This is a genomic window from Acetobacter sp. DmW_043, from assembly GCF_002153485.1.
In the GTDB taxonomy this organism is placed as follows: Bacteria; Pseudomonadota; Alphaproteobacteria; order Acetobacterales; family Acetobacteraceae; genus Acetobacter; species Acetobacter thailandicus.
The window spans coordinates 42,782-55,853 of the sequence record NZ_JOMN01000001.1 but is presented as its reverse complement, the minus strand read 5'-3'; the positions used below and the strand labels follow the sequence as shown (position 1 = coordinate 55,853).

Genomic DNA, 13,072 nt, shown 5'->3' with positions numbered 1-13,072 from the left:
TGGTAAATGCTACGGTTTTTTTCCGGCACTTGCGCTTGGCGGTTCACCATCGGTAAAACATATTCAGATCGTCGATGCTCGGGTTCATTTTATACTTCTTGCTCAGATGGGTAATTTACGGATTCTTCGCGAAAATGAACAGGATAATACGGAATTTGTCCGTAATGCTGGCGAAGCAACATCATAGAGGTAATTTATATTTCTTTATGTGTTCTGACTTTTGTTTAAAATAATCATAAAATTCCGGTTTAAGTAAAGAAACGTTTCCAGCACGAACGGGGTGAACACTCACCCCGTTCGTTCACCGGAATACCTGATTTTTGTTTCCCTTCTACGTTAGAGGTGAACGTAGGGTGATCGCGTTCAGCTAAAAGTGCCTCAGCTATAGCCAGACGTATTCTTAAATCAGTATTTTTATCGTGTAGTTCTTTAAGGTAATTTTTATCTTTTTGAGCATTTTCTGCTCGACGGTTTAATTCTTTTTGTAAACTAACTATGGCTAGTCGCATGGTCGACATTGTTTCTTCGTTCACCCTGTGTGTTCGGGGAAGACAGAGAGTTTAAAGGAACACTTACACGAACAGTTCCACTATTATCTGTAATTTGCTTATAAGTAAGTTATTCCGTCTTTGTCATGATACTTTATTTTATAAATATCTATTAATAACGACAATATAATATCATTTTTAATTTTTAAATCGCTGATTTTATGTTTTTTTGTAAAGACATTCAGGAGCTTCCTTTATATCCTGCTTCCAGTCGGACATTGCGTTCAACTCCGGAGAGTCGATCGCGTGCCGGGTATGATGGCGCGAAAAAAAAGAACGGATCGAAGCTGCATATGGCGGTCGATACCCCGGGGCATCTTCTTGCTCTGCACGTCACTCTGGCAAACAGGGCTATACCGGATCAAAAGCAACGGAAGCCGCTGAAGAGCACAATATTACCATCGAAATCGTCAGGCGGCCTCAGACAAAACGGGGTTTTGTGTTGCTGCCCTGACGATGGATCGTGGAAAGATCATTCGCGTGGGCAACACGGTGCAGAAGGCTCCTGAAAGACTACGAGCGCTGCGTTTCAACACTCGCCGCAATGCACATCGTAGCCTTCGCTGGTTTCATGTTGAAAAACGCAGCCCGACTGCTCACGCAAAGTGCATAACACCCTCTGGTATAATTTAAGGTGGCAGGAAGAATAAAAAATCATTCAAAAACAAAGAACAGAAGCTGAAAAAAAAGAAACAGGACGCTCTTGAATACCAACCTTATTGACCAGGAGACCCAGGTTTTATTCTGGGTATGTGTTTCGTAAGATTTGACCCAAGATTTCGTGAGCAGCTTAGATCGCAACTTAAAGTTTATGCATTCTGTGCCACTTTAAAAAATATTGGATTTACAAGTCAGGCTAGAGATATGCAGTCTTATCAGAGGCTTGCTATGAGCCTTCTGTTTATTATGGATAAAATTATTATTGATCCTGCATCCTATCCTTTTTGCGTTATCTGAAGTTGAGTTTGCAACCTATGCTACGCAAATTTTTGATGGTGAAATTCAGAATATACAAAGCACTTACCATGCTCCAAGTTATTATATAGATGCTGCAAAACTGGCAATGATATCTATTTTTGGTTTGGTTTCTGGTGCAATAATGACAGCACTAATGCCTGAAATGCTTGCGGCTGGTGCGGTTATGTCTCGTTTAGCACCAGCATAGCGAAATCAGTTGCAAGTGGTGTAGGAGGGAAGATAGCAGCCGCAGTGCTACCTGTTGATCTTAGAAAAGATTATCAACAAAAAACACTTTGGCCAATTTATAACCTTGACCTTGAACGCCGGAAAATAAAATAATGATTTCATCACTTATAAAAGTGATAGGAGATTTTTCTTATAAACATTCAAGTATTGTAGGCATTTCATTCATTTTATGTTCGTATTGGCAGTTTTTTAAAGGGTATGATTTATGGCCTTTTGTTTTGATTTTATCTACAATGGTAGGTCTGGCGATGTGGCCCTTTGATGAAGAGCAAAAAAAGTGGAAAAAAAAGAGTAAATTAAGATCTATATATGTAAGTGTATCTATACCTTTGGTGCTTATATTTCAGGCATTACTTCCTTATATATCATAAGGATATGATTTTTAACCTTTGTTTTTCCTAACAGAAAAGACTGCTTCACAGAAAAAGCGAAAGGACTGAGCGGTAACTCTGACCTTTCAGCATAACCTGCCAGATGCCGGAAATCTGCTCAAATATGTCACCCTTGCTCAGCTACGCAGGCGCCGGTGCACGTTTTTCAACTATCAGAACGGACAGGCAGATCATGCAAGGGAATGCCGGCGTGGTAACGATACAGAACCGCTTTCACAAATAAACTGCTATCGTCAGTTATCCCGTGGACATGGCCTTCATGACCCCGGAAGAAGATCTTTTGTCCGCTCCCGCTGGCTGTCATTCAGGCCATATCGTCGCATCTATTCTCTCCCTGCAAGCAGAGAGAAGCACAGAAGCCGAAACACCCGAAATGTTCAGACCCGCAGGGTCTGAACATTAGTGGATATTTTAGTAGTGAACTGAGGCTGAATCGAGAGGTGTCGCTTTCGGCGGGACGAAAGTGGTGAGGTCAATCCCTTCGACAGCAGCTTTATATTCCTCATCGTTAGGTATACGTCCAAGGATCGCAGACAGCACAACAACAGGTGTTGAGGCCAGAAGCGATTCACCTTTCTTCACGCTGGAGTCTTCAACAACGCGTCCCTGGAAGAGGCGGGTTGACGTTGCAAGAACGGTATCACCCTTAGCGGCTTTTTCCTGGTTACCCATGCACAGGTTACAGCCAGGGCGTTCCAGATACAGAATATTTTCGTATTCTGTACGTGCTGCTGCTTTTGGCTTGTCATCGTTAAATTCAAAGCCAGAGTAACGTTCCAGAACTTCCCAGTCGCCTTCGGCTTTCAGCTCGTCAATGATGTTGTAGGTTGGTGCGGCAACGACAAGCGGTGCTTTAAACTCAACTTTACCCTGAGTTTTTTCAAGGTTTTTGAGCATCTGAGCAACAATTTTCATGTCGCCTTTATGCACCATGCACGAACCAACAAACCCAAGGTCAACTTTCTTATTGCCGCCATAATAGGAAACAGGGCGAATAGTGTCATGGGTATAACGCTTAGACACATCAGGGTTGTTTACGTCAGGATCAGCAATCATAGGCTCGTTGATCTGATCAAGGTCAACAACAACTTCAGCGAAATATTTTGCGTTTGCATCAGGGGTCAGAGCAGGTTTTTCACCTGAACGGATCTCAGCAATACGCTTGTCAGCTTTAGCAATCAGGCCTTTCAGCGTGCCGGCGGCATTGTCCATGCCTTTGTCGATCATGATCTGAATGCGTGACTTGGCAATTTCAAGCGATTCTATCAGTGTCTCATCCTGCGAGATACAGATCGCTGCTTTTGCCTTCATCTCAGCCGTCCAGTCGGTGAAGGTAAAGGCCTGGTCAGCGAGCAGTGTGCCGATATGCACTTCGATAATGCGACCCTGGAAAACGTTATCGCCACATTGCTTAAGCATCTGCGCCTGTGTTGCATGCACCACGTCACGGAAGTCCATGTGTGGCTGCATTTTGCCTTTAAACGTGACCTTAACAGACTGAGGGATGGGCATTGTTGCCTCACCCGTGGCCAGTGCAAGGGCTACGGTGCCTGAGTCAGCGCCAAAAGCAACGCCTTTAGACATACGGGTGTGGCTGTCACCACCGATGATGATCGCGGCATCATCAATCGTGATGTCGTTCAGAACTTTATGAATAACGTCTGTCATCGGATGATAGACGCCTTTTGGGTCGCGTGCAGTGATCAGACCGAAATTATTCATGAATTTCATGAGTTTCGGAATGTTTGCCTGTGCTTTTTTGTCCCAAACTGAAGCCGTATGACAGCCAGACTGATAGGCACCGTCTACGAGAGGAGAAATGACAGTCGCTGCCATTGCCTCAAGTTCCTGTGCAGTCATCAGACCGGTCGTGTCCTGAGACCCGACGATATTTACTTTTACACGGACGTCTGAACCTGCATGCAGGACTTTACCCGGTGTGACGCCAACAGCGTTGCGGTTGAAGATTTTTTCAACAGCAGTCAGACCCTGGCCATCAACTGTGATTTCTTTGTTGGGAGCAAAAACCTTGGGCGCTTTTTCGCCAAGAGTCTCAGCGGCAAACGTCTGGAGCTTTTTGCCGAAAACGATAGCATAAGAGCTGCCGGCTTTCATGAACTCCAGTTTCTGAGGCGTAAATGAAGAGGCAATATCAACCAGCTCTTTACCGTTTTCGTCACGAAGCTGCTTGTTTTTTACATCAATAGTCAGAACAGTGCCGGTCGCAACTGAGAATTTTTGTTCAAGAACCGGGTTGCCGTCTTTGTCCAGCACAGGCTTGTTGTCTGCGTCGGTTTTTTTAACCCAGTTTTTCAGGTTAATACCGATACCGCCGGTCACATCCACTGTGGTTGCAAAAATCGGTGAGATACCGTTAGTGCCCGCGACGATAGGAGCAAAGTTAACAAAGGGAACATAAGGGCTGGCCTGTTTGCCGGTCCAGAGCGCAACGTTGTTCACGCCTGACATACGGGATGAGCCAACGCCCATTGTACCTTTTTCGGCAATCATCATCACCCGGGCATCAGGGTGTTTCTTTTGCAGCGCAACGATTTCTTTCTGCGCCTCAGGTGAGATCATGCACTGACCATGCAGCTCACGGTCTGAGCGGGAGTGTGCCTGGTTACCCGGAGACAGAAGGTCAGTTGAGATATCGCCTTCAGCAGCGATAAACGTCACAACTTTAATTTCGTCTTCTACGGCAGGAAGTTTGGTAAAGAATTCAGCCCTGGCATAGCTTTCGAGCACGTCTTTTGCGACGGCATTGCCAGCTTTATAGGCGTCACGCAGACGGAACATGTCAGCGTCGTAGAGGAATACCTGGGTTTTCAGCACTTCGCCGGCCTGGGCAGAAATTTCACCCTTATCACCAAGCGCGATGTCGAGCAGAACTTTAACTGACGGGCCGCCTTTCATGTGTGAAAGCAGCTCAAGAGCAAAAGCTGGTGTAATTTCCGGGACAACTGTTTCGCCCAGAACAATTTTTTTAAGGAATTCTGCTTTCACACCAGCGGCGCTGGTTGTGCCTGGCAGTGTGTTGTAAATAAAGAATTTAAGGGCATCAGCACGGTGCTCGTTACCGGCGTCCTCAATTAACGCAATAATGTCACGAACCAGCCCACCGTCGTCGATTGGCTTGGGAGCAAGTCCTTGATTTTTTCTGTCCTTAATTTCGGCCAGGTAATCTGAGTAGGCGTTCATGGCAATTCCAACGTCATTGATGTGTGTGGACCTGAAACACAGTCCTGCAAACCGGTGGTGGCTGAGCTGGCAACGGTCAGACCGATTTCAGTTACGTCAGCTACCTTCGACAGACAAGACACTGTATTCCAGCAAAACAGTCCTTTTAATTCAGCGTTCACCGCTTAAAAAGCAACCCACATGCCTGTCAGACCAGCCTGCACAGCCAGCCTCACTTCACTGGGCTTTGCTTATCTGACTGATGATGGGGCTTTTGTCATTTCAAATTTCCGGCACTGCTTTTTGAGGAAGGGGCGGGAGCAGCTTTTTCATGCCAATTCGCATGACAACCCTGTCTGCCCGTTGTAAGCACTCTGTGGAGTTATGCCCTATATGCTGTGGCAGATGTCAGGAACGTACTATTTATGCCTGTTTATGATTATCTGGCTAACTGGAAACAGCAGATTGACCAGAGCCCGAACGCTATTTACCTGACACTGGCCGATGCACTGGCCTTTTCTATACGGAAAGGAGATTTGCAGGAGGGGGATAAGCTGCCTCCGCAGAGAACGATCGCAGAGTATCTCGGCACTAATCTTACGACAGTGACACGAGCCTTCACTGAAGCGCGTCGTCGTGGCCTGATTGATGCAACAGTGGGCCGCGGCACTTTTGTGCGTTTAGGAGCGGGTGAGAGCCACTGGCGACATACAGGGCCTGCCGTTGTTGACCTCACAATGAACCTGCCACCTATCCCGCAGGACCCCTCGCTCCAGCGTATTATACAAAATGATATTGCTGCGATCCTGAAACAGCAGGATCTCAGCAGCCTTATGTCTTATCGTGTGACCGGTGGCACACTTGAAGAGCGTCAGCTTGGCGCGAAATGGATCGCGCCGGTTCTTGGGGCGCGCCGTACGGATGATATTCTGGTCGCTCCGGGGGCACAAAGCGCTCTGGCTGCGATTGTCAGCAGCCTTACCCAGCCTGGTGACGTTATTGTTACAGATCGCATTGCTTATCCGGGCGTTCGTACAGTAGCTGCACAGTTTGGGCTTATTCTTGCAGGCGTTGACAGTGATATTGAAGGCATGATGCCAGATCAGCTTGATCATGTCTGTGCGCAGTATCATCCGCGTCTTTTATACTGCATCCCAACCATCAATAATCCTACGACAGCAACAATGTCTTTGCAGCGCCGTAAAGATATTCTGGCTGTGGCACAGAGACACCATCTGCATATTGTTGAAGATGATCCTTACAGTCTGTTGCTGGATGAACCGCTGCCAGCGCTGGCGGTATTAGACCATAACCGGGTGAGCTATATTGCTACACTTGCAAAGACTCTCAGTCCTGGTTTGCGTACTGCTTATGTGGCCCTGCCTAACTCTGATATGACCCGCCGGGTCACAGCTGCTATTCGGGCCATTGCACTCACGAATGCAGGTCTGCTGAGTGCAATGACTGCAAGATGGATGCAGACCGGCCAGGCTGAAACTTTGCTTCAGGCTATAAAAAAAGAGCTTCGTTTGCGTCAGTCTGTTGCACGTAAAGTGCTGGGGCCTGACCATTGTGCAAACCCCTGTGGCCCGCATGTATGGTTAAAACTACCAGAATGGTGGGGAAGTGCAGATTTTGTAGCCTATGCGCGCAGGCGTGGGCTGGCACTGGTGCCAAGCACTGTTTTTACCATTAGTGGTGAGCCGCCACAGCGGGCCCGCATTGCTCTGGGAAGTGCACCTGATGCGGCCAGCCTTGAGGAATCTTTAAACGGGGTGATGTCTGTTCTCCATCATAAGCGCTCACCTGGTTTTACGGATATTGTATGACCGGCTTCCTCTGCGCAGGCATCAGGAAGACTCCTTGTCTGAGGGGCATCACTCAGAGAGAAAGTGAAAAACAAGAACGGGCATCGATCACGAATTAGTGAGTAAAAATCCCTTTTAAAACAATACGTTACCTTAATATGATATGATTGTACGATTTTTCATAAAATATTGTATGCTTTTGATTGCATAGTATTGTCGTTTAATTTTTATTTTGATTTGTTTGTAATGCTTTATGAAAGCATACAATATTTTGTCTTTCCCTTATCCCGTGTCACGTTTGCTTCGGCAACACGGTCAGGTCCGGCTTGCCGCCGGAGGCCGCAGTACATGGGAGACATACTATGCCAGCAATCGAACACGCACCCCATAAAGATGGTGACTGCTTCGTCAATTATGAAAATAAAGTTTTTGAAGACGTTAAAGCAAAACCAGGCGAAAAAGCGCTTATCACATTTCATACTGTTGCCAACGAAGGTTCAGTCGGGTTTGTAAACCTTTTGCAGGCAACACGTCTTATCCGCAAAGGTTTCGAGACATCAGTTCTGCTCTATGGCCCGGGCGTGACCCTGGGTGTTCAGCGTGGTTTCCCCCGCCTTGGTGATGAAGCTTTTCCAGGTCATATGAACTGCAATAAGCAGATCGTGAAAATTCTTGAAGAAGGCGGAAAAGTTTACGCCTGCCGCTTCGCTCTTCAGGCACTGTATGGATATGGCGAGCATAATCTGATTCCGGGTATTACACCCATTAACCCTCAGGATGTACTCGACCTGACCCTCATCGCGCGCCGCGATAATGCGTTTATTCTGAACAGCTGGACTCTCTGACGGCCGAAGGGGGAATCGCCATCATGTCACGTATTGTTCGCGCCGCAGCCATTCAGATCAGCCCCGTCTTTGGTGACGATGGTCTGGGTACTGCCCGGAAAGTCTGCAAGGCCATCCGCGATGCCGCCTCAAAAGGCGTGAAGCTGGCGGTCTTTCCTGAAACCTTTGTGCCGTATTACCCTTATTTTTCTTTTATTCAGCCCGCATTTCGCTTTGGTGGCGAACATCTTGAGCTTTATGAGCGCGCTGTTGTTATTCCTGGTCCGGTAACAGACATGGTGGCTGAGGCTGCACGTGATACCGGTATGGTTGTTGTGCTGGGTGTAAACGAGCGCGATGTCGGCACGCTCTACAACACACAGATTATTTTCGATGCGACGGGCGAGATTCTGCTCAGGCGCCGCAAAATAACCCCGACTTACCATGAGCGTATGGTCTGGGGGCAGGGTGATGGTGCAGGGCTTAAAGTCGTTGACAGTGCAGCTGGTCGTATAGGTGCACTGGCCTGCTGGGAGCATTATAATCCTCTCGCACGCTATGCGCTGATGACCCAGCATGAAGAAATTCACTGCGCACAGTTTCCGGGTTCGCTGGTCGGGCAGATTTTTGCAGATCAGATGGAAGTCACCATTCGCCATCATGCGCTTGAATCAGGCTGCTTCGTTGTCAATGCGACAGGCTGGCTGACTGAAGAGCAGATTAAGGATGTCGCCCGCGATCCTTCTCTTGAAGGGCCTCTGCGTGGTGGTTGTTTTACGGCCATCATATCCCCCGAGGGCCGGCATCTGGCTCCGCCTCTGACCGAAGGTGAGGGCATGGTCATTGCAGATCTCGATTTTGCTCTGATTACTAAACGTAAACGTATGATGGATTCAGTGGGGCATTATGCCCGTCCTGAGCTGCTTAGTCTGCTGCATGACCGTCGTCCGGCCAGTACGGTGCATTATGTGGGTGAAGAGGCACCCCGTGACAAAGAAGGGGACGTATTATGACTGTCCCGACACTTGGCACATTATCAGGCCGTAAGCTTATTACAGATCTGCAGTCTATGGGGCTGCAGATTGGTGAACAAACCGGTGGTATCTCGCGTAAAGGCGGTGCCGGGCCGTCAGATCATAAAACAATCACGATTGCCGGGCAGACCATTATGGTGCCGGTGTTTACGGCAGGGGCTCAGCGTTCGCCATTTCAGGCCAGTCTGCCAGATCAGAGCGGCAGCAGCGTGTTGCAGCGCGATGGTCAGACACTTGGTATTATTCACTTTCCGTCAGCGCCACGTTTTTACGGGCTAAGCACAGCTGACGGTATCCCTTACTGGAAAATCGCTCTGCTGCATGGGCGTGATACACTGGCAACAACGGTGCATCAGACCTGTATTCGCTATGCAGACCGCCGTACCTCCTGCCAGTTTTGTGCCATTGGGCAGTCGCTCGAAGCAGACCGTACAATTGCGTATAAAACACCCGCTCAGTTAGCCGAGGTTGCTAAGGCTGCGGTTGAGCTTGATGGTGTGCGCGACATGGTGCTGACAACAGGCACGCCGAACGTCATTGACCGGGGTGCGGCTGTGCTGGCGGAGTCAGCGCGTGCTATTCGGGCTGCGGTTGACCTGCCGTTACAGGTGCAGTGTGAGCCGCCGCGCGATCATGACTGGTTCGGTCGCCTTCGTGATGCCGGGGCAGATAGTTTAGGCATGCACCTTGAGGCCGCGACCCAGGTGGTGCGCGAAAAGATTATGCCAGGTAAAGCGACTGTCAGTGTCGAACGGTATATGGAGGCCTTTGCCAGCGCTGTGCCTGTATTCGGGCGCGGGCAGGTTAATACCTACCTTCTGGCAGGACTGGGTGACAGTGCAGAAGACATTCTTGCTCTGGCTGAACGTCTGATTGCACTTGGGGTTTACCCCTTTGTGGTGCCGTTTGTGCCTATATCTGGCACACCGCTTGAAAATCACGCTCCTCCTTCAGCCGACTTCATGAAGTCAGTGCTGGCACCATTGGGTCGTATGTTGCGTGAAGCAAATATGAAATCGACTGACATTCGTGCCGGGTGTGGCCGTTGTGGTGCCTGCTCCTCTCTCTCAGCTTATGAGCCATGATGATGACGGAAGATGTAGAAAATCGCCCGTTTATTCCTGTTGAATATGTTGTGCGACTTGCCCGTACACCGTGGGAAAAAGCCGGTTTTTACGCACTTCGCAGAGAAGTCTTCTGCACGGAGCAGCATATTTTCTCAGGTGATGACCGGGATGAGATTGATGATGTTGCACTTCCTGTTATTGCCGCCTGTTGTGTAGCAGGCATGCCAGATCGTGTTGTGGGTGCTGTGCGTATTCATGAGGCTGAGACCGGCGTATGGCGTGGCTCTCGCCTGGCTGTGCAGGCTGAACACCGTAAGCTGGGGCGTATTGGCGCAGAGCTGATCCGCATGGCTGTCAGTACCGCGCACAGTCTGGGGGCGACGCGTTTTCTCGCCCAGGTACAGGAGCAGAATGTGCTGTTTTTTCGCCGGCTTTACTGGAAAAGCCTGGGGGAAGTGACACTGCACGGCCTGCCACATCATGATATGCAGGCTGACCTGACGCGCTATCCGCCACACGGGCTTGACCAGACCTGGCTGCTTCGTCCTCAGCCCCGTAACCGGCAGGTGGCATAATGACAGGCGCACTGGCTTCGCTGCTCCATACATTACGCACCGGCAGCGCTCTTGCTGCCAAGCAGGATATTGCCGCTGTCACAGCTATTCTTCCCCAGGCCAGTGAAACAGGGTTCAGACCTGGTGATGATTGTGCCGCCATTCCTGACGGAGAGGGTTATCTGCTCCTGGCAAGTGAAGGGTTTCAGGATAGTTTTGTACGGGCCATGCCGTGGTTTGCCGGTTATTGCGGGGTGATGGTTAATGTCAGCGACATTACCGCAATGGGCGGGCGCCCGGTCGCTGTAGTTGATGCGCTGTGGAGCGAGACGTCAGAAACGGCAGCGACAATTATGACCGGCCTGCGTGATGGCGCACGCACGTATCATGTACCGGTTGCCGGCGGGCACACCAGTATGCGCAGCACGCATAATTCGCTCTCTGTTGCTATTCTTGGGCGTGCGCGTCGTTTACTGACAAGTTTTGATGCCAGCCCGGGTGAGGTTCTGATCGCAGCCATAGACCTGCGTGGTCGCTGGCATGACCCTCATCCATTTTGGGATGCAAGTTCAGCACTATGTGGTACAGATGATGACGCCCGCCTGAGAGGAGATCTCGAACTTCTCCCCTCTATTGCAGAGGATGGTCTGAGCAAAGCGGCAAAAGATATCAGCATGGCGGGACTGCTGGGCACAGCTCTGATGCTGGCGGAATGTTCAGGTATCGGCATGAGCATTACTCTTGATCATATTCCCCGCCCGGATGATGCACCAATGCTACGGTGGCTGTCAGCATTCCCCAGTTACGGGTATCTGCTCACCGCATCAGCTGAAAATGCAAAGACGATTATGGATCGTTTTCACAGACGTGACATCGATGCTGCTGTCATTGGTGTCTGTAACGATACCCGTCGCCTTGAGGTGACATGGGGTGATGAGAAAGAAACTTTCTGGGACCTTGGGCAAAAAACTCTCATGGGGTGCGCACCATGAGCCTTTCAGTTGGTATTCTGACGCACTCAACAAACCCGCGCGGTGGTGTTGTGCACGGTATGGCCCTGGCAGAAGCATTGTGCGATGCGGGGTATGAGGCAACCCTTATTGCGCCAGATGTGACGGGGGCAGGTTTTTTTCGTAAACCCCGGTGCGCTACCCGCTATATTCCCGCTGTGGCAGAGCAGCACTTACCATCACTGGTGGAGCGTCGTATTGGCGAGATATCAGCAGCTCTGCGTCACAATGCACAGTACGATGTGCTGCATGCGCAGGACCCGCTGAGTGCGAATGCTCTGGCTGATCTGGTTGCTGAGGGGCAGATAGCAGGTTTTGCCCGCACGGTGCATCATCTGGATAATTTCTCTGATCCAGGTGTGGCTGCACGTCAGGTCAGAGGGTTAGCTGCCGCTGATGAACTGTTTACGGTCAGTCAGCTCTGGCAGGACACTTTGCTGACAGATTATGGCCGGCATGCCCCGGTTGTGGGCAATGGAGTGGATCTGACACATTTCTCTGCGCAAATAAAGCCGGAGGACTATCAGTTGCGCAGCCGTTACGGGCTGCCTGAACATACGCCGTTTATTCTCTCTGTTGGTGGTGTTGAGCGGCGTAAAAACACGCTTCTTCTGCTGGAGGCTTTTGAAGCGATACGACAGGATAAGCCTGACCTGCACCTGGTGATTGCAGGGGGCGCGTCTTTGCTGAATCACACAGATTATCGTCGCCTTTTTGACGAGAGAGTTCAGAGCGCAGGCCTGGAAAAAGCAGTTACTGTGACAGGAACCATTGCAGATGACGATATGCCTGCATTGTACAGGCAGGCTTCTGTTCTGGCTTATCCGTCACAAACGGAGGGGTTTGGTTTGTGCCCGCTTGAGGCCATGGCCTGCGGCACTCCGGTGATTGTACCAGCCTTAAGGCCTTTTACCGAGCACTTTGAGGGCGATGAGGTGTTCTGGTGTGATCCCCGGCACCTGGCAACACTGGTTCATGCATTGCGTGCAGCCCTGAGCGCTGTTGCTCAGGAGCGCTTTAAGGTGAGTGGCCCCGCAACAGCCTGTCGTTTCGCCTGGCATCATGTCGCCAGGCGGCATTTTTTAGCATACGGGCGCCTGGCCGCATTATCGCGTGCCGGTGTCCATGCTTCAGGAGTTTTGTAAGCATGCCCGAAATGATTTTTCGTGTGCGATGGCCCGACGGGAAGGAGGCAAACTGTTATTCTCCCTCCCTGGTTATTCAGGATCATTTTACGCCTGGTCAGGAATACCCGGTCCGCATTTTTCTTGAAAAGGCAGAAACAGCACTCGGCGAAGCGAGTGAGCGTGTACGTGCACGTTATGGCTTTCCATGCAGCCGTGCCCTTGGCCAGCTTCAGGTTATTCGTCAGACCTGCGTGCCTTTTCTTAACCGACCCGACGCACAGGTGAGCGTCCTGTCTTTCAGTTTCTGAGATGGAAAAATACC

General features: G+C 49.9%; 13 protein-coding genes and 1 pseudogene. 12 read left to right on the top strand and 2 right to left on the bottom strand.

The genetic code is table 11. The annotated features are described in order from the left end of the window. A partial coding sequence (locus HK11_RS00240; protein WP_143216332.1) for a T6SS immunity protein Tdi1 domain-containing protein occupies positions 1-187 on the top strand: 187 nt, incomplete at its 5' end. A gap of 61 nt (positions 188-248) precedes the next feature. Here the strand turns inward: HK11_RS00240 and HK11_RS00235 are convergent. Continuing rightward, positions 249-518, bottom strand: a complete 270-nt coding sequence (locus HK11_RS00235; RefSeq protein WP_233133228.1) for a hypothetical protein — start codon at positions 516-518, stop codon at positions 249-251. Positions 519-757: 239 nt separating this feature from the next. On the opposite strand from HK11_RS00235, the pseudogene HK11_RS00230 reads away from it, so the two are divergent. From HK11_RS00230 to HK11_RS00220, 3 genes and pseudogenes are all read left to right on the top strand, one after another. Continuing rightward, positions 758-1,161, top strand: a pseudogene (locus tag HK11_RS00230) (transposase); the annotation flags it as partial. A gap of 309 nt (positions 1,162-1,470) precedes the next feature. Next, positions 1,471-1,713, top strand: a complete 243-nt coding sequence (locus HK11_RS00225) for a hypothetical protein (RefSeq protein WP_086553334.1) — start codon at positions 1,471-1,473, stop codon at positions 1,711-1,713. 133 nt (positions 1,714-1,846) lie between these two features. Further along, the gene (locus HK11_RS00220) at positions 1,847-2,125 is read left to right on the top strand and encodes a hypothetical protein (protein ID WP_086553333.1); all 279 of its coding nucleotides are present in this window, start codon (positions 1,847-1,849) and stop codon (positions 2,123-2,125) included. Positions 2,126-2,557: 432 nt separating this feature from the next. Here HK11_RS00220 and HK11_RS00215 read toward each other — a convergent pair whose 3' ends face one another. Continuing rightward, a complete protein-coding gene (locus HK11_RS00215; protein WP_086553332.1) occupies positions 2,558-5,347 on the bottom strand; it encodes a bifunctional aconitate hydratase 2/2-methylisocitrate dehydratase in 2,790 nt (929 codons plus the stop codon). Positions 5,348-5,751: 404 nt separating this feature from the next. Here HK11_RS00215 and HK11_RS00210 point away from each other — a divergent pair, with 404 nt between their 5' ends. The 8 genes from HK11_RS00210 (at position 5,752) to HK11_RS00175 (ending at position 13,058) form a co-directional block, all read left to right on the top strand. After that, a complete protein-coding gene (locus HK11_RS00210) occupies positions 5,752-7,155 on the top strand; it encodes a PLP-dependent aminotransferase family protein (protein ID WP_086553331.1) in 1,404 nt (467 codons plus the stop codon). A 341-nt stretch (positions 7,156-7,496) separates the two neighbouring features. Further along, complete coding sequence (locus HK11_RS00205; protein ID WP_086553330.1) at positions 7,497-7,979, top strand: MSMEG_0572/Sll0783 family nitrogen starvation response protein; 483 nt, start codon at positions 7,497-7,499, stop codon at positions 7,977-7,979. A gap of 23 nt (positions 7,980-8,002) precedes the next feature. Then, complete coding sequence (locus HK11_RS00200) at positions 8,003-8,971, top strand: Nit6803 family nitrilase (RefSeq protein WP_086553329.1); 969 nt, start codon at positions 8,003-8,005, stop codon at positions 8,969-8,971. Beyond that, positions 8,968-10,077 (top strand): MSMEG_0568 family radical SAM protein, encoded by a 1,110-nt coding sequence (locus HK11_RS00195; protein ID WP_086553328.1) that lies wholly within the window; start codon positions 8,968-8,970, stop codon positions 10,075-10,077. Before HK11_RS00200 ends, HK11_RS00195 begins: the two co-directional genes overlap by 4 nt. Before the next feature lie 2 nt (positions 10,078-10,079). Next, positions 10,080-10,634: an MSMEG_0567/Sll0786 family nitrogen starvation N-acetyltransferase gene (locus HK11_RS00190; protein ID WP_086553339.1), complete on the top strand. Its 555-nt coding sequence runs from the start codon at positions 10,080-10,082 to the stop codon at positions 10,632-10,634. After that, positions 10,634-11,605 carry a sll0787 family AIR synthase-like protein gene (locus tag HK11_RS00185; RefSeq protein WP_086553327.1) on the top strand — a complete coding sequence of 324 codons (972 nt, stop codon included), beginning with the start codon at positions 10,634-10,636 and terminating at the stop codon, positions 11,603-11,605. The genes HK11_RS00190 and HK11_RS00185 overlap by 1 nt, the downstream gene beginning before the upstream one ends. Next, complete coding sequence (locus HK11_RS00180; RefSeq protein WP_086553326.1) at positions 11,602-12,768, top strand: MSMEG_0565 family glycosyltransferase; 1,167 nt, start codon at positions 11,602-11,604, stop codon at positions 12,766-12,768. Before HK11_RS00185 ends, HK11_RS00180 begins: the two co-directional genes overlap by 4 nt. Before the next feature lie 2 nt (positions 12,769-12,770). Next, positions 12,771-13,058 carry an MSMEG_0570 family nitrogen starvation response protein gene (locus HK11_RS00175; protein ID WP_086553325.1) on the top strand — a complete coding sequence of 96 codons (288 nt, stop codon included), beginning with the start codon at positions 12,771-12,773 and terminating at the stop codon, positions 13,056-13,058. The last annotated feature ends 14 nt before the right edge of the window (positions 13,059-13,072 follow it).

Excerpts from the sequence above, each read along its gene's own strand:
- HK11_RS00180 (WP_086553326.1), top strand. The coding sequence starts at position 11,602 with ATGAGCCTTTCAGTTGGTATTCTGACGCACTCAACAAACCCGCGCGGT.
- HK11_RS00175 (WP_086553325.1), top strand. The coding sequence starts at position 12,771 with ATGCCCGAAATGATTTTTCGTGTGCGATGGCCCGACGGGAAGGAGGCA.
- HK11_RS00215 (WP_086553332.1), bottom strand. The coding sequence starts at position 5,347 with ATGAACGCCTACTCAGATTACCTGGCCGAAATTAAGGACAGAAAAAAT.
- HK11_RS00200 (WP_086553329.1), top strand. The coding sequence starts at position 8,003 with ATGTCACGTATTGTTCGCGCCGCAGCCATTCAGATCAGCCCCGTCTTT.
- HK11_RS00235 (WP_233133228.1), bottom strand. The coding sequence starts at position 518 with ATGTCGACCATGCGACTAGCCATAGTTAGTTTACAAAAAGAATTAAAC.
- HK11_RS00205 (WP_086553330.1), top strand. The coding sequence starts at position 7,497 with ATGCCAGCAATCGAACACGCACCCCATAAAGATGGTGACTGCTTCGTC.
- HK11_RS00220 (WP_086553333.1), top strand. The coding sequence starts at position 1,847 with ATGATTTCATCACTTATAAAAGTGATAGGAGATTTTTCTTATAAACAT.
- HK11_RS00190 (WP_086553339.1), top strand. The coding sequence starts at position 10,080 with ATGACGGAAGATGTAGAAAATCGCCCGTTTATTCCTGTTGAATATGTT.
- HK11_RS00195 (WP_086553328.1), top strand. The coding sequence starts at position 8,968 with ATGACTGTCCCGACACTTGGCACATTATCAGGCCGTAAGCTTATTACA.
- HK11_RS00185 (WP_086553327.1), top strand. The coding sequence starts at position 10,634 with ATGACAGGCGCACTGGCTTCGCTGCTCCATACATTACGCACCGGCAGC.
- HK11_RS00210 (WP_086553331.1), top strand. The coding sequence starts at position 5,752 with ATGCCTGTTTATGATTATCTGGCTAACTGGAAACAGCAGATTGACCAG.